Consider the following 23,606-nt stretch of genomic DNA (forward strand, 5'->3'; position numbering starts at 1 on the left):
CCCGTGACCGGCCGGGGCGCCGCGCGGCGGCCGGGCGGTCAGCGCAGCGCGGGGATCACGTCGCGGGTCTCGTCGGCCTCGATGCCCGCGGTGCGCAGGCCCGGCGGCTCCGGCGGGGCCTCGTCCGCGCAGACGGTGCCCCGGGCGGGCAGCTCCAGGGTGGCGAGGTACCGCGTGGCCAGGGCGCTGGCGCACGCGCTGCGGTTGTACGCGGTGTGCCCTTCGGCGTCGAACGTCAGCAGGCGGCCGTTGTCGAGCGTCCGGGCGAGGGCCACGGCGTCCTGGTACGGGGTGTCGGGGTCGCCCGTCGTGCCGAGGACCAGGATCGGGGCGGAGCCGGCCGCCCGGTAGGAGCCCTCGTAGCGGCTGGGGCGCTCCGTCTGCCACTGGGCGCAGGTGGTCGCGTGGTTGTGGTCGTAGGTGGGCGGGCCGAGGCCGATCGGGGGGCCCAGCCGCGGTGCGGAGGCCGCTTCGGCGCCGACCAGGGCGCCCAGCAGGAGCGGGCTCTTCGGGTAGACGCGGTCGGCGCACTCCACGGCCAGGTTGACGTTGAGGAAGTCGAAGGAGCCGGGCGAGGGCGGGTTGAGCAGGAAGGAGGTCTGGCGCGCCTGGGCCGCCCGCAGGGCCTGTCCCAGGTAGGGCCAGACCTCCTTGCCCGAGTTGATGTTGAACATCAGGCGGTAGGCGAGGGTGTAGCCGCTCGCGGGGCGTCCGCTCGGGGTGACGACCGGGTCGGCGTCCAGCACCCGCTTGAGCTCCTCGAAGGCCTCGCGGGGCCGGCCGTCGCCGAAGCCGCACAGGACGGGTTCCCGGGCGCACCAGTCGAGGAACCGGTCCACGGCCCCGTCCAGGGCGGTGAACTGCGCGGCGTCGTAGGCGTAGGGCAGGTCGGCGTAGGTGCGCGGGTCGTAGGCGCCGTCCAGGACCATGGCGCGGACGCGGCGGGGGAACCGGGCGGCGTAGACGGTGCCGACGTAGCTGCCGAAGGAGCGGCCGTAGAAGGTGAGCTGCTCCTCGCCGAGGGCCTGGCGGAGCAGGTCGATGTCCCGGGCGTTGGATCCGGTGCCGATGTACGGGGCGAGGTCCGCGGCGCGCTGCCGGCAGGCGGTGGCGAAGTCCAGTCCCTGGCGGACCGCCTCGCGCAGGGCTCCGGGGCCGGGTACGCCGCGTGCGGCGTCGACGGCGGCGGAGTACTCCTGGTCGTTCCAGCACTCGACCTGTCCGCTGCGCCCCACGCCGCGCATGTCGTAGCCGACGACGTCGAAGGAGTCGCGGAGGGAGGCGGGCAGGTTCTCGTAGCTGTTGCGGGCGAAGTCCACACCGGAGTTGCCGGGTCCGCCGGGGTGGAGCAGCAGGACGCCGGTGCGGTGGGTCCGGTCGGCCGCGAGCCTGCGGGTGACCGCGAGCGGGAGGGTGCGCCCGGCCGGGTCGCGGTAGTCCAGGGGGACGCGGGCGGTCGCGCACTCGAAGGCGTCGCCGGGGGCGGCGCCGGCGCAGGGGCCCCAGGACAGGGTGGGGACGGGCGGGGCCGGGGGCGCCGCCGCGACGGCCTGGGGGGCGGCCCCGAGGAGGGCGGTGGCCGCGGCCAGCACGAGGGCTATTCCCCGGACCACTCGTGTGCGCGGCCCATCGAGTGAACGTTTCTGCATACAGCGGGCTCCCTCTGTGACGGTTCGTCGGGCAGCGGCGCACACGATCGGGGGCCCGTGGGCGCTCCCGCTCGGCCGAGCGGCGTGGACAGGTTCGCACCCGCGGGCCCGCCCGGACAGGCGGTCGGTGGTGCCTACACATCCGGAGCCGTGCGCTCCCCCGCCGTCGCCCGGCGGGGCCCGGCGGGCCCGGCTCCCGCGTCCGCCGCGTGCGGGAAGGGTTCCCCGGCGGGCGCCCGCCCTCCCGGGCGGGGCCGGGAAAGCACTCGTGCGGGTATCCCGGGACACCTCAGCGGCGGCCGCGGGCGTTGAGCCGGGCGGCCTGGCGCGTCAGGTGGTCCCGCTCGGCGAGGTTGGGGGCCTTGCGGGCCGCTTCGGCGTACAGCAGGGCCGCCGCCCCGAGGTCGCCGGCGCGTTCGTGGAGGTACGCCGCCACCGCCGTGTGGCGGGGCAGCGCGTCGTCCAGCGCCGCGAGCGCCGCCAGGCCCGCGCGGGGGCCGTCCGCCTCGCCGAGGGCCACCGCCCGGTTGAGCCTGACGACCGGGCTGCCGGTCAGCCGGACGAGCTCGTCGTACCACTCGACGATCTGCGGCCAGTCCGTCTCCGCGGCGGTGCGGGCGTCCGCGTGGAGCGCGGCGATGGCGGCCTGCGCCTGGAACTCGCCCAGCCGGTCCCGGGCGAGGGCCCGCTGGAGGATCCCGACGCCCTCGGCGACGGCCCGCGTGTCCCAGAGCCCGCGGTCCTGTTCGGCGAGCGGCACCAGGCTGCCGTCGGGCGCGGTCCGGGCCGCGCGGCGGGCGTGGTGCAGCAGCATCAGGGCGAGCAGCCCGGCCGCCTCCGGGTGGTCGATCGCGGCCGCGAGCTGCCGGGTGAGCCGGATGGCCTCGGCGGCGAGGTCGACGTCCCCGGAGTAGCCCTCGTTGAAGACCAGGTAGAGGACGCGCAGCACGGTCGCGACGTCGCCGGGCCGGTCGAGCCGTACGCCCGAGACGGTGCGCTTGGCCCGGCTGATCCTCTGCGCCATCGTCGCCTCGGGCACGAGGTAGGCCCGGGCGATCTGGCGGGTGGTGAGCCCGCCGACGGCGCGCAGGGTGAGGGCCACCGCGGACGAGGGCGTCAGCGACGGGTGGGCGCACAGGAAGTAGAGCCGGAGCGTGTCGTCGGCGGCGCCGGCCGACGGGCCGGGTGCGGGCTCCTGCCCCGCGAGGTCCTCCCTCCTGCGGCGGGCGGTGTCGGCGCGGGTCGCGTCGAGGAACCGCCGCCAGGCCACGGTGACCAGCCAGCCCTTCGGGTCGCGCGGGGGGTCGGCGGGCCAGACGCGGACCGCCTCGACCAGCGCGTCCTGCACGGCGTCCTCGGCCGCCGCGAAGTCGGCTCCGCGGCGGACGAGGGCGGCGAGCACGCCCGGTGTGAGGCTCCTGAGCAGGGCCTCGTCCATCTCGGGCACTCCGGGCATGTCGCAGGTCACTCCGTGATGGTGGGCGGCTCGGTCAGGAAGGGGCGCAGTTCGAGCCACTCGTGGATCGGCTCGCCGCCCGCCCCGGGCGCGGCGGACAGTTCGCCGGCCAGCTCGACGGCCCGTGCGTAGCTGTCGACGTCGATGACCATCCAGCCGGCGATGAGGTCCTTGGTCTCGGCGAACGGCCCGTCGGTGACCGGCGGGCGCCCCTCCCCGTCGTAGCGGACGAAGGTCCCCTCGGGAGCGAGGGCCTGGCCGTCGACGAACTCGCCGGTCTTCTCCAGCCGGGCGGCGAAGTCGTTCATGTACCGGACGTGGTCCGAGATCTCCTGCGGCGTCCACTGGTCCATCGGTACGTCGTTGACCGCCGCCGGGGCTCCTCGGTAGTGCTTGAGCAGCAGGTACTTGGCCATGGTGGTTCTCCTCCGCGGTGCTGTCGCGAGCCCTTCCGGTCGCGTTCTTACAGGAGACGGAGCCGCTGCGGGGTTCTCGACATCGCCGCGGGGGATTATTTCCGACGGGCGGATCAGGGGGCGGCCGGCGGGGCTTCGGGGCAGTACTCGGCCTCCATGATCTTCTGCATGGCCTCCCCGTTCCAGTCGCCGTTGCGGTTGTACGCGAGCTGGTGGCGGGCGTCCTCGGTGGAGACGGCGAGGGAGGTCGAGCCCACCATGCCGCCGCCGTGACCCCACAGGGTCGTCCCGCAGCCGGTGCGGAACCGGGTGATGCCGAGCCCGTAGGCCATGTCGGGGCGGTCCGGGACCGGGACGGTGGTCTTCATGGCCCTGAGCTGCTCGGGGCGGAGCAGTTCGCCGCGCAGCAGGGCGCGGTAGAAGCGGTTCAGGTCAGCGGTGGTGGAGATGACGTCCCCGTCGGCCCAGCCCTGGGAGCCGTTCATCTCGGTGACGTCGTCGATCCGGTCGGGGGCGGTCTCGAACAGTTTGGAGTAGTGGCGGGCGGCGGGCGAGGGCAGGCGGACGGCGTTGCCGGGGTTGGAGGTGGCCTTCAGGCCCAGCGGCCGGATGATGCGGTCGCGGACCTCGGCCCCGTACGTCCGCCCGCCCGCCTTCTCGATGATCAGCCCGGCCAGGACGTAGTTGGTGTTGGAGTAGGAGTGCCGCTCGCCGGGCCGGAACAGCGGCCGGTGGGACAGGGCCACCCGTACGTGCTTCTCGGGCGGCAGGGTGTCGTACCGGTGCGTGAGGTATCCCTCGCCGCGGAGGTAGGTGGAGTTGTACTGCTCGTCGGCCAGGTAGTCGAAGAGGCCGCTGGTGTGGTGGAGGAGCTGCCGTACGGTGATCGCGCGGCCGTCGTTCCCGTTGCCGCGCACCAGGCCGGGGAGGTGGCGCTCCACCTTGTCGTCGAGGTCGAGCCGGCCCTCCGACTCCATCTGGAGCAGGACGGTCGCCACGAACGACTTGGTGATGCTGCCGACGCGGAACCGGTCGTCGGCGCCGCGCGGCGTGCCGGTGGAGCGGTTCCCGACGCCCGAGACCGACTGCCAGACGCCGTGGGCGTCGCGCGCCTGCGCCGTGATGCCGGGGGTGCCGGCCCGTACGTCGGCGTCCATCGCGCGCTGGGTCGCCGCGTGCCGTCCCTGGGCGGGGGCGGGTTCCGGCGAGGCGTGGGCGGGGCCCGCCAGGGCGGTGGCGGCGACGGCGGCCGCCGCGAGGCCCAGGGCTCCGGCCCGTGCGGTCTTCCGTAACGTCATGTCGTCTCCTTGCGGTCGGGCTGTCGGCTCGTTCCGCAGGGAAGGACCCCGTCGGGCGGGGCGGGGTTGAGCGCGTGGAGGACCTCCGGCCGCGGGGCCGGTGCCGGTCCCGGCGGGCGGTCTAGCGGGCCGGGGTGAAGGACACCGGGAGGGCCAGGGGGCCGCGGAGGCCGCCGGGGCGCCAGGGGATCTCGTCCGGGCGTACCGCGAGGGCGAGTCCGGGGAGCCTGCGCAGGGCCGTGCCGATGGCGATCTCGCCTTCGAGCCGGGCCAGCGGTGCGCCCAGGCAGTAGTGGATGCCGTGGCCGAAGGCCAGGTGGGCGTTGTCCCGCCGGGTGATGTCCAGGCGGTCCGGGTCGGGGAAGCGGAGCGGGTCCCGGTCGGCGATGGCGGAGGCGATCAGTACGGTCGCTCCGCGGGGGATGCGTACGCCCGCGATCTCCACGTCCTCGCGGGCGAAGCGGGCGATGCCGGGGCTGACCGGGCCGTCGTAGCGCAGCAGCTCCTCGATCGCGCCCGGCAGCAGCGCCGGATCGGAGCGCAGCAGGCCGAGCTGGCCGGGGTGGGCGAGGAGCATCGCGAGGCCGCCCGCGATCAGGTTGACGGTGGTGATGTAGCCGGCGGCCAGCAGCAGGAAGACCATGGAGACCAGTTCGTCCTCGGTCAGCCGCCGTTCCTCGTCCCGTGCGGTGATCAGGCCGCTGAGCAGGTCGTCCTCGGGGTGCGTCCGCTTGTCCCGGATGAGCTCGGTGACGTAGTCGCGCATGTGCCGCCACGCCTCATCGATGACGGCGGGGTCGGGCGGTTCGGCGCCGCGGGTGGTCAGGCGGTCGGTCCAGTACTGGAAGTCGTGGCGGTCGTCGACCGGGACGCCGAGCAGTTCGCCGATCACGGTGACGGGGAGCGGCAGCGCGAAGTCGGCGACGAGGTCGGCGCTGCCCGCCGGGGCGACCGCGTCGAGCAGCCGGTCGGTGACGGCCTGGATCCGGGGCCGCATCCCGGCCACCCGGCGGGCGGTGAACGCCTGGGAGACCAGGCGGCGCAGCCGGGTGTGGTCGGGCGGGTCGCTGCGGAGCATGTTGCCGAGCATCGCCTCGCGTTGCGTTCCGGGCAGTTGCCGCAGGAGGCGGGCGTCCGTGGCGTCGCGCACGTCGCTGCTGAGGCGGGGGTCCGACAGGGCCTCCAGGCCGTCCTCGTAGCGGGTGACGAGCCAGGCGTCCAGGCCGCCCGCGATGACCGCCCGGTGGACGGGGGCCTCTTCGCACAGCCTGCGGTACAGCGGGAACGGGTCGGCGACGAAGGCCGGGTCGGCGTAGGGCAGCCGAACGGGCTCCTCGCCCGGGCCTGGTCCGGTTCCGTCGGCGGATCGCGTCGTCACCCGGCCATGATGCCCGGCGGATCAGTCCCGCAGCAGGAGCGCCACGGCGGCGAGTACGACCGCCAGGACGAGGGCGGCGAGGCCGTGGCCCGCCCGGTGGTCGCGCAGGACCGGCAGGAAGCGGTCCAGGGCGAAGCGGCCCGGCCCGGTCAGGGCCAGGGTGACGGCCCCGGCGACGATCAGGGACTCGAACTCGACGCCTTCGGGGCCGAACACCGAGCCGGCCCACTTGACGGCGATGGCGTTGATCATGACGCCGACGACGGCCGCCGCGGCCAGCGGGGTGAACAGGCCGAGGACCAGGCCGAGACCGCCGAGGGTCTCGGTCAGTCCGGCGACCGCCGCCATGGTCTCGCCCGCCGGATAGCCGGCCCTGGCGAAGAAGATGCCGGTGCCCTTGAGGCCGGGGCCGTCGAACCATCCGAAGAGCTTCTGGGTCCCGTGCACGGCCATGATCGCGCCGAGGACCAGGCGCAGCACGGGGAGGCCGATGTCGTAGGAGGTGGTCGCGGGGTGACGGGTCGTGGGGGAGAGGATCGCGGCCATCGTGGCGCCTTCCGTCGGCGGTGGGGGGAGTTCCGGGCGGGGCACGTCCGGTCATGGAAGCACGTCCCGCCCGGCCTGCCGGGGCGGGGCGCGCTGGCCCGGCCCGGCCTGCTCCGAAAGGCACCGTCCCGGGGGTGTCCGGCGGGCGTCCGCGGCCCGGCCACCCGGCCCGCGGTCGGGCACGGGCCCTCCGCTACCGTGGCCGGATGCACGGGAGCAGCAGGTGGGAGCCGTATCGGCGGGCCGGGCGGGCGGCCGCGACCGTCGCGGTGGCCGGCGTACTGGCGGGGTGTGCGGACCTGCCGGGCGAGGCCGAGGTCCGCTACGCCGGGGACTACGGCGGCCACGAGCCGCTGGCCGTGCTCGGGTACCCGTCGGCGGGCACGCTGCGGACCGCGCAGGAGGTCGTCTGGCGTACGGCCGACGGGGACACGGAGGAACTGGCCGCCCTCGCCGCTCCGGGCACCACGCACAGCGCCCCGGAGGCGACGGCGCGGAACTGGATCTCCGCCTTCGGCGCGGGCGCCCGGGGAAAGGTCACGGCCGAGTTCTACGACGAGGGGTCCAAGCGGCAGAGCGTCGTCCTGTACTTCCACTCGACCGGCCAGATCAAGCAGATCGACGTCCGCTCGGGCATGGGGGGCGAGGACCGCGACTGGTACGTGTACATGGACGAGGCGGACCCCGCGGCGGTCACGGCCGTGCCGTCGTGGATCCCGAAGACGCCCGGCGCGCTCGGCTCCCGGTCGGCGTCCTAGGGGGATTCCCGCCGGGGCCGGGGTGCGGGGGGACGGCGGAGGACGGCCGGGTCGAAGGGGCTGCGCACCGGTGCGCCGGTCGCCGACGCCACCAGCATCGCCTCCAGCACCTTCTCCTGCGGTGAGGCCTCACCGGTCGCGCGGCGCAGGCAGAGCGACAGGAGGGCCAGGGTCCGCAGTTGGGCGGGCCGCTCCCGGGCGTCCTCGGGCAGCAGCGCGAGGAGTTCCTGCTGGATCTCGACCACCCTGCGCAGCACGGCGGGGTCCTCCAGCTCCAGGAAGCCGCCGTAGAGGGCCTCGGCCACGTCCTGGCGCAGCCTGATCCGCCAGCCCAGCGAGATGTGCGGGAACGAGGGGGCGGCCAGTACGCCCTCGGCGGCGGCCGCCAGGGCGGCGAACCGCTCCGGGGTGGGGCGCCGTCCGAACGCCGCCTGCGCCTCGGTCATCCGCAGTACGGCGGGGTCCAGGTCCGCTTCGGCCCGGCGGCGGGTGCTCTCGCGCGGGACGGCGGGCGGCTGCGGCGCCAGGGTGTCCGGCCAGGGCCTGGCTTCGAAGTGGTGCAGCACCCGCATGACGTCCCGGAGCATCGCGGCGGAGGTGTAGAAGTCCTCGGGTGCGGTCACGAGGCGGAAGCGGACCCCGTCGCGCCGCTCCAGCAGTGCGTGCGCGGCGCGTTCGGCGGTGACCAGGGCGGTCGGGACGACGAGGACGGGCGAGGAGCCCTCGGGCCGCAGCATGAGGTAGGCCACGCCGTCGAGTTCGGAGTGCGCCAGCATCATGGTGACCGGGCCGCGTTCCGCGTCCAGGCCCAGCACCGGCAGTTCGACCAGCAGGGCGCGGTGCGGGGTCCGGTGCGTGAGCAGGACGACGCGCCGCCGCGCGGCGAGTGCGCGGTCGCCGAGCAGCACTCCGGCGAGGTCTCCGCCGTCGCGCGTGCACAGGGTCGTGTCCTCGTCGAGTTCGCCGAGCCATTCGTGGAGCCAGGCCGGGGACAGGTGGCAGGCCCGCTGGTCCTGCCAGGGCGAGACGAACCAGAGGGCCGTGTCGCCCTCGTGGAGCCACATCGGTTCCCGGCCGACGGGTTCCACGCCGGGAACCCGGGTGGGCAGCGCGTTGTGCAGCACCTCGACCAGGGGGTAGCCGTGGAGTTCGTCGGTCGGGGGGTCGACGTCGATCCGGCCCTTCGTGCTGGTGGTCTGGGTGAGGACCACGGACAGCAGGGCCGGGTGCAGGCCGGGCATGCTGACCGCGGGGGCGGCCCAGATGCCGGCGAGGAAGTCCCGTTCCGCCTCGGGCAGTGCGGTGTCGCCGACCAGCGGCCCGATCACGTTCTCCACGAGTCCCTCCAGCCACTCGGTGGTCGGGACGCCGTCGGGCAGCCGGCCGTAGGCGAGGGGTTCCCCGTCGAGGCGTACGTGGGCGAGGAGGCGGGCGGTCTCCTCGGCTCCGGCGTGCGCCGCGCGGCGCAGGGCCCGGTCGGGCTGGTCCCGCAGGGCCCGGCACAGGGCGGGGAAGCGGCGGTCCGGCCGGTTGCGGGGGATGCGGAACCACTGCTCGGCCTGCTTGGGCCGGTGCAGCCGCCGGGGCTGCCACGCCTCCAGGACGGGGACGGCGAGGGCGAGCCGGCCCAGGTGGAGGGCGAGCTGCTCGCGGGCTTCCGGGGGCAGGTCGCGGGTGCGCAGCCATTCCAGGGCGTCGGCGGCGTCGAGGTAGGCCTGGGGGTGGCGGGCCCGGTAGGCCTCGACGGCGTCGGGTTCGATGTCGAGGCCGGGCAGGAACGTCGCCACGGCCTCCTGGGTGAAGCGGGAGGCCTGGACGGTGGCGGCGAGCAGCCGGGCGCACCGGTCGCGCAGCCGTCCGGGCTGCCAGGGGTCCATCGCGGAGGGGCTCAGGACGAGCTGGGTCCAGCCGAGCGGGGTGGTCCGGAGCAGGACGTCGTGGACGGACTCGTGCGCGAGGATCTCGGTGAGCGAGTCCCCGTCGATGATCCGGTCGATGCTGACGAGGATGCGGCCGCCCCGGCAGAGCCCCGCCCAGTCCCGGCTGAACTCGAGGACGCGGGCGGCGGACTGGGGGCCGGAGCGGGACCCGGGGCGGGGGCGGGACCCGGGGCGGGGGCGGGCACGGGACATGGCGGGCCTTTCAGCGCGGGCCGTCCTCGGCGGGTGCGGCGGGCGGTACGGGGGGTGGTGCGAGCGGGTCGGGCTCGTGCCCGTGCTCGTACGCGAGGTCGGTGAGCGGGACCCCTTGGGCCCAGTAGCGGGTGAGCCGGCGGTTGAGGGCCCGTTCGGCACCGGCGTCGGCCGGCAGGGGCAGGTGCAGTGCGGTCAGCAGGTCGAAGCGGTGCAGGTCGAAGGCGGCCGACAGGGCCTCGCCGTAGCCGAGGGCCGCCGCCAGGGCCGCACGGTAGGCCACCCGGGCCGCCAGCAGGAGGACGGCCGGGCTCGCCGGCCACCAGCCGTCGCCGCCGAGGACGAGGGGGACGCTCAGCAGCGCGGTGGCTCCCGCCGTGACGGTGAGGCGGCACGCCAGGTCCAGCTGGTCGCGCCGGTCGTCGACGACGGCCCGGAGCCGCTCGCCGAGCAGGGGGTAGAGCCGGGGCCACCACACCACCGCGTCAGCCCCGTACGCGCTGCCGGCCGTCGCCTCCCCGGCGCGCAGGGCGTTGCCGAGTGCCGTCGGCAGCAGGGGCACCGGGGGCGGCGGGTAGCTCCGCGCCAGCTGCCAGGCGGCCGCCAGCATCCGCTGCCGCTCGGCGTCGGCGGGGTGGGCGGTGACGGCCTCGGCCGTCCGGGCCAGCCGGTTGCGGGCGCGCTCCTGCACGGTGGTCCCGCAGCGGGCGGCGGCGCGGGCCGGGTGCGGCCAGTACCCCTCCAGCAGCCGGACGAGCGGGGCCTGGAGGGGGTGCAGGAGGACGGCGAGGAGCAGTGCTGCGAGGGCCAGGCCGATGAGGGCGGCCCCGGACAGGCCGTGCAGGCGGGACAGTGCCCGGGACGGTTCGATGCCTCCCCCGGGAGCGCGGGCCGCGAGGAGGGCCCCGAGGTACAGCAGGGCCGCGTACGTGGGCAGGTAGCTGACGAGCGCGAACCGTGAGGCGGTCAGCTGCGTCACGCCCGTCGCGAGCTGGGCGGGGGCGCTCACCGCCCGTCGGTCTCGTACGGTTCCAGCGGCAGGTGGTGGGCCGGGCAGGCCGGCGGGACGCCCGGGTGGCGGGCGACCAGCACGGTCGCGTCCCCGTGCGGGCAGCGGAACTCCAGCAGGTCCCAGGAGACGGGCACTCCGGGGAGGGTGGCTCCGTCGCCGGTGCCCAGCGCGAAGCCGCCCGCGGTGTCCTCCTCCGCCTCGTCGTCGGCCTCCAGCAGGACGTCCTCGTCCCCGTCGGCGTCCACCCAGCGGAACTCCCCGCCCCCGAGGGCGATGACCACGGCCCGCACCCCGGGGGGCGCGGTGCCCAGGAAACGGCGTGCGAAGTCGGCGTCGCCTTCGCGGAGTTCGCCGGGGAAGCCGCCCCTGCGCACCCACACCAGCAGGTCGCCGGCCTGCTTCTCGCGGACGGTCCTCATGCGTGGTCCTTCCCCCCTGCGGCCGCTCCCGGCCGGTGTGAAGACCACATGATGCAGGGGTGGGGCGGGGCGTGTCCGGACGTTGGCGCCACTGCCGCGGATCCGGTGCGGACGGCGGTCGCGGGGCGGCGTGGTGCTCGTACTGCCGTCCGGTAAGGGGTCGTCAGTACGGGGCGTCAGGGGTGTCGGTGGGGGGTGGCAGCATGGGCCCATGACTTCTGACGATCTTGACGCGCTGTTCGCCTCCCCCGCCGCGCTGCTGGCGGCCGGGCCCGGCGCCCTCGGGGATCTGCCCGCCGGGGGCGGCGGTGCGGGGCGCGAGGCCTTCGGGCAGGCGGTCGCCGTGCTCGACGGGGCGGAGGTGCCGCGGGCGGAGTTCGCGTCGTGGCTGTACTTCGGGGCCCGGGTGCTGGGGCACGAGGCGTACGCCGGACTGGTCGACGGGGCCGCTCCGGACATGCCGTGGCGGACCGTCTGGGCCTGGTGGCGTCCGGTCGGGGCCTACCGCGCCCAGCCGAACCTGTCCGGCGGTGCGCACGTCGAGGTCCACCGGGCCCCGGACGGCCGGTCCCTGCTGAAGGTCGAGGCGCTGTGGGTGGGCGTGCGCTGGTTCGACCCCGCCACCGGGGAGCCGGTCCCGGCCCCGGCCGAGGGCGAGTTCACCGAGCGGCCGTACGAGGCCGTGGGCGACGGGGAGGAGTACGTCTTCTTCGACGACGAGGAGGAGCCCGTCCTGTACTGGCCGGAGAACTGGGAGGAGCCCGTGCCGCTCGGCGGGGGCCGGTTCGTGTTCGCCGAGGAGCGCGGGATCGCGGTCGTCGAGCGGAACACCGGCCGGCCGGCCGACGGGTCCGCCGGTGCCGTCGGGTGGGGGACGGACGGGCCCTGGTTCGCGGGGCCGGCGCCCGCCGCGGCCCCGCTCGGCCCCGAACGGCTGGCGGAGGCCTTCGGGGACGACGGGGTCGTGCGCCTGGAGCCCGGGCGGCAGCCCGCGGCGCTGGTCCACTCCCCCACCCGGGAGCTGCTGGCGGCCGCCGGGCTGCCGCGGTGGTGGGCGGCGGGGGTGGCCGCGTTCCGCCTGGCGTGGACCGCGGAGGGCGCGCAGCAGGTGCTGCCCGACGAGAACGGCCTGCTGCCGCTCGGCACCTTCGACCTGAGGTACGCGGACACCGGCCTGGTGTCCGTCCACCCGGAGACCGGCGCGGTCTGGATGGTCCGCAACGGCGAGGGCCCGTTCCTCTTCGCCCGGGACGTGGAGACCTTCGTACGGCTGCTGGAGGCGGTGTACCGGTTCATGGGCGCGTGCTGGAGCCCGTACCCGGGCGAGGACGGCAAGCGGGACTTCCTGCGGGAGGCGGCCGCGCTGGAGCCGCTCTCCGTGGACCCCTCCACGCCCGGCGGGGACGTCTGGGAGCACCTGTTCGCGGCCATCGTCGACCTCAGCGTCTGGGGCTACTGAGCCCCGGGGTCCTCCCGGCCGGCTCCGGTGAGGACCACGAGGCGCTGGGTGGCCCTGGTCATGGCGACGTAGCGGTCGACCGCGCCCGCCACGCCCGTGCCGAACCGCTGCGGGTCCACGAGGACGACCAGGTCGAACTCCAGCCCCTTCGACAGCCTCGGCGTCAGCGACCGGACCCGGGGCCTGGCGCGGAACGAGGGGTCGCCGATGACGCAGGCGACGCCTTCCGGGTGCGCGGCGAGCCAGTCGTCGAGGACCGCGTCCCGGTCGGCGGCGGACCCGTGGACGACGGGGATGCCGCTGCTGCGGACGGATGCGGGCACATTGGCGTCCGGGAGGGCGGCGCGGACGACCGGTTCGGCTTCGGCCATCACCTCTTGCGGGGTGCGGTAGTTGACGCTCAGGGCGGCCGTGGTGATCCGGTCGAGCCCGATCCGTTCGAGCCGTTCCCGCCAGGATTCCGCGAAGCCGTCGCGGGCCTGGGCCCGGTCCCCGACGACGGTGAAGCTGCGGGAGGGGCAGCGCTGCAGCAGCATCTGCCATTCGGCGTCGGTCAGTTCCTGGGCCTCGTCCACGACGACGTGCGCGAACGGGCCCGCGAGCAGGTCCCGGTCGGCGGCGGGCGGTACCGTCCCGTCGACCAGGCTGTCCTGGAGGTCCTTGCCGCGCAGCATCGTCACGGCGCCCTCGCCGTCGGCGTCGGCCGCGACCACGCTGTCGATGACGCCGGCCATCCGCTCGCGTTCGGCGGCGAGGGCGGCCTCGTGGCGGCGCTTGCGCAGGGAGGACCGGGCGTCGCCGAGCCGCCGCCGGGCGGCGTCGAGCAGGGGCAGGTCGCTGACCGTCCAGCGTTCGGCGTCCTCGCGCTGGAGCGCGTGCACCTCCTCGCGGCCGAGCCAGGGGGCGCACCTGCGCAGGTAGGCGGGGACCGTCCACAGGTCGGCGACGAGGTCGGTGGCTTCGAGGGAGGGCCAGGCGCGGTCGAGGGCGGTGGCCAGCTCCCGGTCCTGCCGCAGCGATCGGCTCAGCAGCGCGGGCGAGAGGCCGTCCTCGTCGTCCTCGTCGCCTTCGTCGCGGTGCTTGTCGAGCAGGATCTCGACCAGTGCGTCCCAGATCTGCTCGCGCGCCTCGTTGTGCGGGGTGCCGGGTTCGACCGCCTCGAACGCCGTGGCCCAGTCGTCGGCGGTCAGCCGGACGTCGGCCCAGTCGGTGGTGACGGTCATCGCCGTGGCGGGCGGCTCCTCGTAGAAGCGGACGGCCGCGTCGATCGCCTTCACCCAGTCCGCGGAGGACTTCAGCCGGGCCGCTTCCGGGTCGCTCTCGGGCTGCGCCGCGTCCCCTTCGGCGACGAGGTCCCGGACGGTGCAGGTCTGGACGCCCTCCTCGCCGAGGCTGGGCAGCACGTCGGCGACGTAGGACAGGTAGGGGCGGTGCGGGCCGACGAAGAGCACGCCGCCCCTGCGGTGGCCCAGGCGGGGGTCGGCGTAGAGGAGGTGGGCGGTGCGGTGCAGGGCGACCACGGTCTTCCCGGTGCCCGGGCCGCCGTCGACGACGAGGGCGCCGCGGGAGCCCGCGCGGATGATGGCGTCCTGGTCGGCCTGGATGGTGCCGAGGACGTCCCGCATGCGGGACGAGCGGCTGCCGGCGAGGCTCGCGATGAAGGCGGACTGGTCGTCGAGCGCGGCGTGGCCCTCCAGGGCGTCGACGGTGAACACCTCGTCCCAGTAGTCGCCGATCCGGCCGTGGTTCCAGCGGTACCTGCGGCGGCTCGCCAGGCCCATCGGGTGGGCGTGGGTGGCCGCGAAGAAGGGTTCGGCGGCGGGCGAGCGCCAGTCGACGAGGAGCCGGCGGCCCGTGCTGTCGGTGAGGCCGAACCGGCCGACGTACAGGGGTTCACGGCCGTCGGCGAGGACGATGCGGCCGAGGCACAGGTCCAGGCCGAACCGGCGCAGCAGGCGCAGGCGGGCGGTGAGCCGGTGGATCTCCGCGTCCCGGTCCATGGCCTCCCGGCCGATGCCGCCGGGTGCCCTGCGGGCGGCATCGAGCCGCTCGGAGACCTCGGCGGCCGTCCGTTCCAGGCTCTCCCCGATGGCGGCGAAGTGCCGTTCGTCGTCGGCGACCAGCTTCGGGTCGGCCTTGGCGGAGAGGCGGTCGGGGAGGTCGAACACGCTGGTGGTCAGCGGGTGCACTGGTGCGGCTCCGTTCCGGGGTCGTTCGCGACCCGTGTACTGCGGTGTGTCCGGCCCGTGTTGGGCTCAGGCCGGTGATTCTGCGGTACGGGCGGGGCCTTGCCGCAAGCCCCCCGGTGCGTTATAACTTGAGAGTGGCAAGGAGTGGGTTCACCTCCTTGCCTTTGCTGTTTCCGCCGCTCCGCGTGGACGACCCGCCTCCACCCAGCGGGCACCGACCCGGGAGACGAAGGTTCCATGACGCTGCAGGAGGGCCGGCGGGTGACGCTGACGGCCGACATCGGGCTCGCCGACGCACTGGCCGTGACGGACGGCTCCGGCGCCCCGCCGGTGCCGGTGGCCGGGTTCCTCGCGCTGGCGGCCGGGACCGCGGGGACGGTCGAGCGGGTGGTCCGGGAGGAGCGGGGGGAGAGCCACGGGGTCCGCGAGTACCTGCGCCTGAAGTCGCTCTTCGATTCCTTCGGGCACGCCATGCCGGCGGGGAGCCGGCGGCAGCTGGAGGAACAGATCGCGGCCCTGGAGCCGGAGTGGACCGCCCACCGGGAGCAGGGGCCCCTGCTGACCGTCCGCGTGCGCTTCGACAGCGGGTTCGTCCTGGACGGGACGCCGGCGCACCTGTTCGCCGACGCGGGCGGGGACGCGTCCTGATCCGGGTCCGGCTGACCGCCGCGGCCGCGGCGGTGGCGGTGGCCGCGGCCGGTCTGGGGCTGCGGGCGGTGGCCGACGGGAGCGTGGCGAAGTACGGCGGTGACGCGCTGTACACCGTCCTGGTGCTGGCGCTGGTCGTGCTGGCCGCGCCCCGGCTGGCGCCGCCGCGGGCGGCGGCCGCCGCGCTGGCCGTCAGCTGGGCGGTCGAGTTCCTCCAGCTCAGTGCCGTTCCGGCGGAGCTCTCGCGGCGCAGCACGGTGGCCCGGCTGGTCCTCGGGTCCACCTTCAACGCGCCCGACCTGCTCTGGTACGCCGTGGGCGCGGGGGCGGGCGGGCTCGTCCTGGCCGCCTGGCGGGCGCACCGCCCGCACACCACCCCGAGGCCTTTGCCCGATTTGTGAGAACGGTTACCTTCTCACCCGAATAGCGCACTTCCGGGTTCATCATGGTTGACCGGAACTGTCGTCTAAGCGCCCCCTGCCACGGCCCGCGAGCCGTCGGCGGCCGGTCGGCGCCACTAGGGAGAACCGTGCGACCTGCGGGCAGCTGGACGGGGAAGAACTGGCGGATCGCGCTGCCGCTGGCGGGAGGCGCCCTCGTGCTGGGCCTCGGCGGCCTCTACGCCGCCGGGCTCGCCGTGGGCGACGACATCGCCGACGGCACCCGGGTCCGGGGCGTCGACATCGGCGGCATGAGCCGTGCGGCGGCGCAGAACGTGCTGGTCAGGGAGCTCGGCCCGCAGGCCGGCGCCTCGATCCCGGCGGGCATCGGGGACCGCGTCGAACAGGTCGCCCCGGCGTCCGTCGGACTGTCCCTGGACGCCGCCGCGACCGCCGACCGCGCCTCCCGCGACGGCTACGGGCCGGTCGCCGTCATCGGCCGGCTCTTCGCCTCCGGCGACCCGGACGTGGAGCCCGTGGTCCGCACCGATGAGCAGGCGGCCCGGGCCGGCGTCGACCGGCTCGTGGCGAGCACCGCGCAGACGGTCCGGGACGGGTCCATATCCTTCGAGGGCGGCAAGCCCTCGGTCGTCCCCGCGCGCACCGGCGTCAGCCTGGTCGGGGACCGGACCCTCGACACCCTCCGGGAGGCCTACCTGCGGCCGCGCCCGGACGGCACGCCCGTCACCCTTCCCGTCACCCGTACCGAGCCCCGCGTGGACGCGGACGAGACCGGACGGGCCCTGCGCGAGTTCGCCGCGCCGGCCGTGTCCGGGCCCGTCACCCTCGGCGTGGCCGGCAGCCGGATCACCGTGAGCCCCGCGGTCCTGGGCGAGCACCTGAAGATGAACGCCGACGCCGGCGGCCGTCTGGTGCCCGCCCTGGACGCCGAGGGCCTGCTCGCCGACCCGGCCGTGGCCGGCCCCGTGGCGGAGGCCGCCGGGACGCCGCGCAACGCCGCGCTCGACGTGGACGCGGACGGCCGCGTGGTGGTCGCGCGGAGCAGCCGCGCCGGGCAGGAGGTCACCGGGGAGGCCCTCGGCCGGGCCGTACTGCCCGCGCTGACCCGCTCGGGTGCCGGCCGGAGCGCCGAGGTGGCCACCAAGGCCGTCGAGCCGGAGCTCTCCGACACCGAGGTGCAGCGCCTCGGCATCAAGGAGCGGATGTCCTCCTTCACCGTGCAGTTCCCGGCCGCCCCGTACCGGACCACGAACATCGGGCGGGCCGTGGAGCTGATCAACGGCTCCGTGGTCATGCCCGGCAAGGAGTGGAGCTTCAACCGGACGGTCGGCGAGCGCACCGAGCAGAACGGCTTCGTCGACGGCATCATGATCAACGACGGCCGGTACGTGAAGTCGCCCGGCGGCGGTGTGTCCGCGGTGGCGACGACGATGTACAACGCCATGTTCTTCGCGGGCCTGAAGCCCCTCGAACACGGCGCGCACTCCTTCTACATCGAGCGCTACCCCGAGGGCCGCGAGGCCACCGTCGCCTGGGGCACCCTCGACCTGCGCTGGCTCAACGACTCCGGGCACCCGGTCTACGTCAAGGCCACCTCGACGGACACCTCGCTGACGATCACCCTGCTCGGCACGAAGAAGTACGACGAGATCCGCGCGACCAAGGGACCCCGCACCAACGTCAAGCCGCCCGCCAAGATCGAGGCCGCGGGCCCCGCGTGCGAGGTGCAGACGCCCCTGGAGGGCTTCGACGTGACCGTCGGCCGGGTGTTCGTCAAGAACGGCCAGGAGGTCAAGCACGAGGAGTACGCCACCCACTACACCCCGCGCGACGAGGTCACCTGCACGCCGCAGACCGCGCCCGGCACGGCCCCGAGCGGCGCCCCGACCCCCGGCACCCCGACGGCGGGCACTCCGACGGCGGCCGCCCAGGCGGCCGCGGCGCAGGGCCGGTAGGGGGAAAGAGCGCCCGCCCGACGCGCCCGGCGGCGCGCGCGGCGCGTTCCGCCGGGCGCCGGAGGGGCCCCAGGTGCTACAACTGGGGACGTGACCCTTCCTCGCCAGCCGGACCGGGCAACTCGGTGCGGTCACCCCTGAGCAAGGGATTCAAGAGCGTCGCCGGACAGGTCTTCGTCCTCCAGGTGGCGATCGTGGTGTTGCTCGCCGCCGGTGCCCTCCTGGCGCTGCTCCTGCAGTCCCGCCACGACGTCGACCGTGAGGCGCGCAACCGGTCGGTCGCCGTCGCGGAGACCTTCGCGCACTCCCCCGACCTCCAGGAGTCGCTGCGGACGGCGGATCCGTCCGCCACCCTGCAGCCGCTCGCCGAGGTCACCCGCAAGGCCGCCGGGGTCGACTTCATCGTCGTCATGGACACCAACGGGATCCGCTACAGCCATCCCCAGCCGGACCGCATCGGCAAGCGCTTCGTGGGCACCATCGAGCCCTCCCTCGCCGGCAAGGTCCACACCGAGAGCGTGCAGGGGCCCCTCGGCAAGGAGATCCAGGCGGTGGTGCCCGTCACCGCGCCGGACGGCAAGGTCGTCGGGCTGGTGTCCGCGGGCCTGACCGTGGAGAACGTCAGCGGAGCCTTCGACCGCCAGCTCCCGGTCATCCTGCTGGCCATGGCCACCGGCCTGGCCCTGGCCACCGCCGGAACCGCCCTGACCAGCCGCCGCCTGCGCCGGCAGACCCGCGGGCTGGGCCCCCAGGAGATGACCCGGATGTACGAGCACCACGACGCGGTGCTCCACTCCGTCCGCGAGGGGGTGCTGATCACGGACGGGGACGGCCGGCTGGTCCTGGCGAACGACGAGGCCAAGCGGCTGCTCGGACTGCCCGAGGACGCCGAGGGCCGCCGGATCGACGAGGTGCCCGGGCTGGACACCCGGATGGCCGACCTGCTGCTCTCGGGCCGGGTGGCCACCGACGAGGTGCTGGAGACCGGGGACCGGCTGCTCGTCGTCAACCAGCGGCCCACCCATCCCCGCGGACGGCCCGAGGGCGCCGCCGTCACCATCCGCGACTCCACCGACATGCAGGTCCTCACCGGCCGGGCCGAGGCGGCCCGCAAGCGCCTGCGGCTGCTGTACGACGCCACCGGCGACATCGGGACCAGCCTGGACGTGGAGCGGACCGCCCAGGAGCTCGCCGACGTCGCCGTGCCCCGGTTCGCGGACTTCGTCACCGTCGACCTGGCCAGCCCGGTGCTCGACGGCGAGGAGCCCGGCCCCGGCTCCGACATGCGGCGCACGGCGGTCAGCGGCATCCGCCGGGACCACCCGCTGTACCCGCTCGGCCGGCTGATCGAGTTCAAGCCCAGCACCCCGCAGGCCCGCGGCTACGACACCGGGAAGACGGAGCTGGTGACCGACCTGGCCGAGGCTCCGGGGTGGCGCGTCCAGGACCCCCGGCGGACCAGGGCGATCATCGAGTACGGGATCCACTCCCTGATCGCGGCGCCGATCAAGGCCCGGGGCGTGGTCCTCGGCGTGGTCAACTTCTGGCGGGCCGGGAAGCCCGAGCCCTTCGACGAGGACGACGTGTCGCTCGCCGAGGAACTGGTCGCCCGGGCCGCCGTGGCCATGGACAACGCCCGCCGCTACACCCGCGAGCACACGCTGGCCGTCACCCTCCAGCGCAGCCTGCTGCCCCGGGGCCTGCCCGAGCAGAGCGCCGTGGACGCCGCGCACCGCTACCTGCCCGCGCATTCCGGGGTGGGCGGGGACTGGTTCGACGTGATCCCGATGCCGGGCGGCCGGGTCGCCCTGGTCGTCGGCGACGTGGTCGGCCACGGGCTGCACGCCGCGGCCACGATGGGGCGGCTGCGTACGGCGGTGCACAACTTCACCTCCCTCGACCTGCCGCCGGACGAGCTCCTGGCCCGTCTCGACGACCTCGTGCAGCGCATGGACGAGGACGACACCGACGAGGCGGACGGAGCCGGCGGGGTGCTCGGCGCGACCTGCCTGTACGCCGTGTACGACCCCGTCTCCCGCAGCTGCACCCTGTCACGGGCCGGGCACCTGCCGCCGCTGGTGGTCGCCCCGGACGGCACCACGGAGATCGTCGACCTCCCGGCCGGACCCCCGCTCGGGCTGGGCGGCATGCCGTTCGAGACGAGCGAGCTGCGGCTGGCGGAGGGCAGCCAGCTCGTGCTGTACACGGACGGGCTGGTGGAGCAGCGCACCCGGGACATCGAGGAGGGGCTGGAGCTGCTGCGGGAGGCGCTGAGCCACCCGGACCGGGACCCGCAGGAGAGCTGCGTCGCCGTCCTCGACGCCATGCTGCCGTCCCGGCCGACCGACGACGTGGCCCTGCTCATCGCCAGGACCCGGACCCTGGGGCCCGACCGGGTCGCCCAGTGGGACGTACCGCCGCGGGCGAGCGGGGTCGGCGTCGTGCGGAACCTGGCCGTCGCCAAGCTGGCCGAGTGGGGCATGGAGGAGCTCGCCTTCACCACGGAGCTCATCCTCAGCGAGCTGATCACCAACGCCCTGCGGCACGGCAACCCGCCGGTGCGGGTCCGGCTGCTCCACGACCACGCGCTGACCTGCGAGGTGTGGGACGGCAGCAGCACCGCCCCGCACCTGCGGTACGCGGCAACCACGGACGAGGGCGGGCGCGGGCTGTTCCTGGTGGCGCAGCTCAGCGAGCACTGGGGCACCCGGTACACCCCCGAGGGCAAGGTCATCTGGTCGGAGCAGGCCCTCCAGGGTCCCTCGGGCGGCCTCTCCCTGGACGCCTTCGGGGACCTGGAACCGTAGTCTGGCGGGGTGCGCCCCCCGCGCCCCACCCGCCCCACCCGCCCCGTGTCCGCCTGCCTGACCGCGGCCGCCGTGCTGTGCGCGGGCACGGCGCCCGGCTGCGCTCCCTCCGCCCCCGAGCCGGTCCGGGTGCCGGTACGGTCCCTCGCGGCGGAAGTGTCGCGGGTGCCGGCGGAGAAGCTGGGGACCACCCTGCGGCAGGGCTGCCCGGTGCCGGCGGAGCGGCTGCGGCTGGTCCGGATGAACCACTGGGGCTTCGACGGGAAGGTCCACCGGGGCGAGCTGGTCGTCCACCAGGACGCGGTCGAGCCGCTGCTGTACGTCTTCGGCCGGGCCCTGGCGGCCCGCTTCCCGATCCGGCGGATGCGCGTGGCGGCCGAATACGGCGGCGACGACCTCGCGGCCATGGCCGCCGACAACACCTCGGCCTTCAACTGCCGGCCGGTGACCGGGGACCCGGCCAGGCGGTCGCGGCACTCGTGGGGACTCGCCGTGGACGTCAACCCGGTGGAGAACCCGTACGTGGACCGGCACGGGACGGTGCACCCGCCCGCGGGCCGGGCCCACCTGCGCCGCGACCCGGACCGCCCCGGGACGATCACCGAGGACGGCGTGCTGGTCGAGGCCTTCCGCCGGGTCGGCTGGCACTGGGGCGGCGACTGGTGGTCGGCCCCGGACTACCAGCACTTCTCGGCCGACGGCCGCTAGGCCGTCTCTTCCGGATCCAGCCCGACCCGGATTCCGGCGCGGTGCGGCCGGTACCGCACGGGTGATCCTCGCCCGGACGGCCGTATCATCGACTCCGCGCCGCCGACCGGCCCGCGTCCGATGACGGCTGCCCCGGACTCCGCGACCCACAGGACGTGCACGTGCACAGGACCGTCACCCACCTCGCGGACGGACGCGAGCTCGTCTACTACGACAGCGCCCCCGGCCGGGACCGCGGGGCCGTGGACCTCCGGCGGCTCGATCCGGTGGAGAGCTCGCCCGAACTGCGCCGGGATCCGGCCACCGGGGACTGGGTCGCCATCGCCGCCCACCGGCAGTCCCGTACCCACCGGCCGCCCGCCGACGCCTGCCCGCTGTGCCCGTCCCGCGAGGGCCGGCCGAGCGAGATCCCCGCCGCCGACTACGAGGTGGCCGTCTTCGAGAACCGTTTCCCGTCCCTGTCCGGCGCGGCCGGCCGGTGCGAGGTGGTGTGCTTCACCCCGGAGCACGACTCCGGCTTCGCCGGCCTCACCCCCGCGCGGGCCCGGCTGGTCCTGGACGCCTGGACCGACCGCACCGCCGAACTCTCGGCCCGCCCTGGCGTCCACCAGGTGTACTGCTTCGAGAACCGGGGCGCCGAGATCGGCGTCACCCTCCCCCACCCGCACGGCCAGATCTACGCCTTCTCCACCCCCACGCCCCGCACCGCCAAGCACCTCGCCGCCGCGGCCGCCCACCGGGCCGCCACCGGGCGGAACCTCTTCGAGGACCTGCTCGCGGAGGCCCGGGCGGCCACCGGGCGGGTGGTGCTCGCCGGGGAGCACTGGACGGCCTTCGTCCCGTACGCCGCCCGCTGGCCGTACGAGGTCCACCTGTACCCGCACCGCAGGACGGCCGACCTGACCGGCCTCACCGAGGCCGAGCGGGCCGAGTTCCCCGGGCTGTACCTGGACCTGCTGCGGCGCTTCGACCGGCTCTTCGGGCTGGCCGAGCCCACCCCCTACGTCTCGGCCTGGCACCAGGCCCCGACGGCCGGCGGCGGGGAACTCGCCCTCCACCTGGAGCTGTTCACCGTCCGACGGGCCGCCGACAAGCTGAAGTACCTGGCCGGGACGGAGTCCGGCATGGAGGCGTTCATGAACGACGTGGCCCCGGAGGCGGCGGCCGGGCGGCTGCGGGAGGCGGGATGACGGGCGGGCAGGCGGGGGCGGCGCGGGTGCGCGAGGGCTTCGAGCGGGTCCACGGCCGCGCCCCGGAGGGCGTCTGGGCCGCCCCGGGCCGGGTCAACCTGATCGGCGAGCACACCGACTACAACGACGGCTTCGCCCTGCCCATGGCCCTGCCGCAGACCACCCTGCTCGCCGCCCGCCGCCGCGGTGACGGCCTGCTGCGGGTGCACAGCGCCCAGGGCGACGGCCGGGTCGCCGAGTTCGCGGTCGCGGACCTCGCCCCCGGCGCGGTGGCCGGCTGGGCCCGCTACCCCGCCGGGGTGGTCTGGGCGCTGCGCGAGCGGGGCCTGCCCGTCGGCGGGGCCGACCTGCACCTGGACAGCACGGTGCCGACGGGGGCCGGGCTGTCCTCGTCCGCGGCCCTGGAATGCGCGGTGGCCCTCGCCTGTGACGAGCTGTACGGGCTGCGGCTGGAACGGCCGGAGCTGGCGCGGGTGGCGCAGCACGCGGAGAACGCCTTCGCCGGCGTGCCGTGCGGGATCATGGACCAGATGGCCGCGCTGTGCTGCGCCGAGGGCAGCGCCCTGTACCTGGACAGCCGGGGTCCGTCGGTCCGGCAGGTGCCGTTCGACCTCACGGGCCACGGGCTGTCGCTGCTGGTGCTGGACACCCGGGTCAAGCACGACCTCGCCGACGGGGCGTACGCCGCCCTGCGCGCGGGGTGCGAGCGCGCGGCGGGCCTGCTGGGCCTGCCCGCCCTGCGCGACCTCGCCGAGGAGGAACTGGCGGGGGCGCTGGCGGGGCTCCCCGGCGAGCTGGTCCCGCTGGTGCGGCACGTGGTCACCGAGAACGCCCGGGTCGGCCGGGCCGTCGGGAGCCTGGCGGCCGGGGAGCCGGAGGCCCTGGGGCCGCTGCTGACCGCCGGGCACGCCTCCCTCCGGGACGACTACCGGGTCTCCTGTCCCGAGACCGACCTCGCGGTGGACGCCGCCGTCGCCGCGGGTGCGCTGGGTGCGCGGATGACCGGCGGCGGGTTCGGCGGCTGCGTGATCGCCCTGGTCCCGGCCGGGCGGGCCGCTCCGGTGGGGCGGGCCGTGGCGGAGGCCTTCGCGGCGGCCGGGTTCGCGCGGCCGGCGGTGCTGGACGCCGTTCCGTCGGCCGGGGCCCGCCGGATCGCCTGAGCCCCCTCACCCGCCGTCTCTGCCT

At 75.5% G+C, this 23,606-nt stretch carries 19 protein-coding genes; 9 read left to right on the forward strand and 10 right to left on the reverse strand.

Annotation, left to right across the window (positions count from 1 at the left end; translation table 11 throughout):
- Positions 1–38: 38 nt before the first annotated feature.
- From ACIPW5_RS00910 to ACIPW5_RS00935, 6 genes are all read right to left on the reverse strand, one after another.
- Positions 39–1,649 carry an alpha/beta hydrolase gene (locus tag ACIPW5_RS00910; protein WP_401238481.1) on the reverse strand — a complete coding sequence of 537 codons (1,611 nt, stop codon included), beginning with the start codon at positions 1,647–1,649 and terminating at the stop codon, positions 39–41.
- A 289-nt stretch (positions 1,650–1,938) separates the two neighbouring features.
- A complete protein-coding gene (locus ACIPW5_RS00915) occupies positions 1,939–3,087 on the reverse strand; it encodes an RNA polymerase sigma factor (protein ID WP_401240043.1) in 1,149 nt (382 codons plus the stop codon).
- Between the two features lie 26 nt (positions 3,088–3,113).
- On the reverse strand, positions 3,114–3,521 hold the full coding sequence (locus tag ACIPW5_RS00920; RefSeq protein WP_401238484.1) for a YciI family protein: 408 nt from the start codon (positions 3,519–3,521) through the stop codon (positions 3,114–3,116).
- Between the two features lie 113 nt (positions 3,522–3,634).
- Entirely contained in the window at positions 3,635–4,819 is a 1,185-nt protein-coding gene (locus ACIPW5_RS00925) for a serine hydrolase domain-containing protein (RefSeq protein ID WP_401238486.1), read from the reverse strand.
- A 121-nt stretch (positions 4,820–4,940) separates the two neighbouring features.
- On the reverse strand, positions 4,941–6,197 hold the full coding sequence (locus ACIPW5_RS00930) for a cytochrome P450 (RefSeq protein WP_401238489.1): 1,257 nt from the start codon (positions 6,195–6,197) through the stop codon (positions 4,941–4,943).
- A gap of 21 nt (positions 6,198–6,218) precedes the next feature.
- Positions 6,219–6,743 (reverse strand): DoxX family protein, encoded by a 525-nt coding sequence (locus tag ACIPW5_RS00935; RefSeq protein WP_401238492.1) that lies wholly within the window; start codon positions 6,741–6,743, stop codon positions 6,219–6,221.
- A gap of 206 nt (positions 6,744–6,949) precedes the next feature.
- On the opposite strand from ACIPW5_RS00935, the gene ACIPW5_RS00940 reads away from it, so the two are divergent.
- Positions 6,950–7,501 (forward strand): hypothetical protein, encoded by a 552-nt coding sequence (locus ACIPW5_RS00940; protein WP_401238494.1) that lies wholly within the window; start codon positions 6,950–6,952, stop codon positions 7,499–7,501.
- Here the strand turns inward: ACIPW5_RS00940 and ACIPW5_RS00945 are convergent.
- Genes ACIPW5_RS00945 through ACIPW5_RS00955 form a run of 3 tightly spaced genes read right to left on the reverse strand, consistent with a single transcriptional unit; the run spans position 7,498 to position 11,064 of the window.
- On the reverse strand, positions 7,498–9,633 hold the full coding sequence (locus ACIPW5_RS00945) for a hypothetical protein (RefSeq protein ID WP_401238496.1): 2,136 nt from the start codon (positions 9,631–9,633) through the stop codon (positions 7,498–7,500). The genes ACIPW5_RS00940 and ACIPW5_RS00945 overlap by 4 nt on opposite strands.
- 10 nt (positions 9,634–9,643) lie before the next feature.
- Positions 9,644–10,642, reverse strand: coding sequence for a hypothetical protein (locus ACIPW5_RS00950; protein ID WP_401238498.1), 999 nt, complete (start codon positions 10,640–10,642; stop codon positions 9,644–9,646).
- Positions 10,639–11,064, reverse strand: coding sequence for a hypothetical protein (locus ACIPW5_RS00955; RefSeq protein ID WP_401238501.1), 426 nt, complete (start codon positions 11,062–11,064; stop codon positions 10,639–10,641). Before ACIPW5_RS00955 ends, ACIPW5_RS00950 begins: the two co-directional genes overlap by 4 nt.
- A 211-nt stretch (positions 11,065–11,275) precedes the next feature.
- Between ACIPW5_RS00955 and ACIPW5_RS00960 the strand changes: the two genes are divergently transcribed.
- Entirely contained in the window at positions 11,276–12,523 is a 1,248-nt protein-coding gene (locus ACIPW5_RS00960) for an SUKH-4 family immunity protein (RefSeq protein WP_401238504.1), read from the forward strand.
- Here the strand turns inward: ACIPW5_RS00960 and helR are convergent.
- Entirely contained in the window at positions 12,517–14,712 is a 2,196-nt protein-coding gene (helR, locus tag ACIPW5_RS00965; RefSeq protein WP_401238506.1) for an RNA polymerase recycling motor ATPase HelR, read from the reverse strand. The genes ACIPW5_RS00960 and helR overlap by 7 nt on opposite strands.
- Before the next feature lie 237 nt (positions 14,713–14,949).
- On the opposite strand from helR, the gene ACIPW5_RS00970 reads away from it, so the two are divergent.
- The 7 genes from ACIPW5_RS00970 to galK all read left to right on the forward strand — a co-directional run bounded on the left by ACIPW5_RS00970 (position 14,950) and on the right by galK (position 23,581).
- Positions 14,950–15,360 carry a hypothetical protein gene (locus ACIPW5_RS00970; RefSeq protein WP_401238509.1) on the forward strand — a complete coding sequence of 137 codons (411 nt, stop codon included), beginning with the start codon at positions 14,950–14,952 and terminating at the stop codon, positions 15,358–15,360.
- 38 nt (positions 15,361–15,398) lie between these two features.
- Positions 15,399–15,761, forward strand: coding sequence for a DUF2809 domain-containing protein (locus ACIPW5_RS00975; protein ID WP_401238511.1), 363 nt, complete (start codon positions 15,399–15,401; stop codon positions 15,759–15,761).
- Between the two features lie 128 nt (positions 15,762–15,889).
- On the forward strand, positions 15,890–17,716 hold the full coding sequence (locus ACIPW5_RS00980; RefSeq protein ID WP_401238514.1) for a VanW family protein: 1,827 nt from the start codon (positions 15,890–15,892) through the stop codon (positions 17,714–17,716).
- Positions 17,717–17,841: 125 nt separating this feature from the next.
- A complete protein-coding gene (locus ACIPW5_RS00985; protein WP_401238517.1) occupies positions 17,842–20,523 on the forward strand; it encodes a SpoIIE family protein phosphatase in 2,682 nt (893 codons plus the stop codon).
- 9 nt (positions 20,524–20,532) lie between these two features.
- Complete coding sequence (locus tag ACIPW5_RS00990) at positions 20,533–21,231, forward strand: M15 family metallopeptidase (protein ID WP_401238519.1); 699 nt, start codon at positions 20,533–20,535, stop codon at positions 21,229–21,231.
- 161 nt (positions 21,232–21,392) lie between these two features.
- Complete coding sequence (gene galT / locus ACIPW5_RS00995) at positions 21,393–22,421, forward strand: galactose-1-phosphate uridylyltransferase (protein ID WP_401238522.1); 1,029 nt, start codon at positions 21,393–21,395, stop codon at positions 22,419–22,421.
- Entirely contained in the window at positions 22,418–23,581 is a 1,164-nt protein-coding gene (gene galK, locus ACIPW5_RS01000; RefSeq protein ID WP_401238525.1) for a galactokinase, read from the forward strand. Before galT ends, galK begins: the two co-directional genes overlap by 4 nt.
- The last annotated feature ends 25 nt before the right edge of the window (positions 23,582–23,606 follow it).

The sequence above is a fragment of the Streptomyces sp. NPDC090077 genome (assembly GCF_044747545.1).
In the GTDB taxonomy this organism is placed as follows: domain Bacteria; phylum Actinomycetota; class Actinomycetes; order Streptomycetales; family Streptomycetaceae; genus Streptomyces.

Bases quoted from the DNA above. Each gene is read 5' to 3' on its own strand.
- ACIPW5_RS00910 (WP_401238481.1), bottom strand. From the start codon at position 1,649: ATGCAGAAACGTTCACTCGATGGGCCGCGCACACGAGTGGTCCGGGGA.
- ACIPW5_RS00915 (WP_401240043.1), bottom strand. From the start codon at position 3,087: ATGGACGAGGCCCTGCTCAGGAGCCTCACACCGGGCGTGCTCGCCGCC.
- ACIPW5_RS00920 (WP_401238484.1), bottom strand. From the start codon at position 3,521: ATGGCCAAGTACCTGCTGCTCAAGCACTACCGAGGAGCCCCGGCGGCG.
- ACIPW5_RS00925 (WP_401238486.1), bottom strand. From the start codon at position 4,819: ATGACGTTACGGAAGACCGCACGGGCCGGAGCCCTGGGCCTCGCGGCG.
- ACIPW5_RS00935 (WP_401238492.1), bottom strand. From the start codon at position 6,743: ATGGCCGCGATCCTCTCCCCCACGACCCGTCACCCCGCGACCACCTCC.
- ACIPW5_RS00940 (WP_401238494.1), top strand. From the start codon at position 6,950: ATGCACGGGAGCAGCAGGTGGGAGCCGTATCGGCGGGCCGGGCGGGCG.
- ACIPW5_RS00945 (WP_401238496.1), bottom strand. From the start codon at position 9,633: ATGTCCCGTGCCCGCCCCCGCCCCGGGTCCCGCCCCCGCCCCGGGTCC.
- ACIPW5_RS00955 (WP_401238501.1), bottom strand. From the start codon at position 11,064: ATGAGGACCGTCCGCGAGAAGCAGGCCGGCGACCTGCTGGTGTGGGTG.
- ACIPW5_RS00960 (WP_401238504.1), top strand. From the start codon at position 11,276: ATGACTTCTGACGATCTTGACGCGCTGTTCGCCTCCCCCGCCGCGCTG.
- ACIPW5_RS00970 (WP_401238509.1), top strand. From the start codon at position 14,950: ATGACGCTGCAGGAGGGCCGGCGGGTGACGCTGACGGCCGACATCGGG.
- galK (WP_401238525.1), top strand. From the start codon at position 22,418: ATGACGGGCGGGCAGGCGGGGGCGGCGCGGGTGCGCGAGGGCTTCGAG.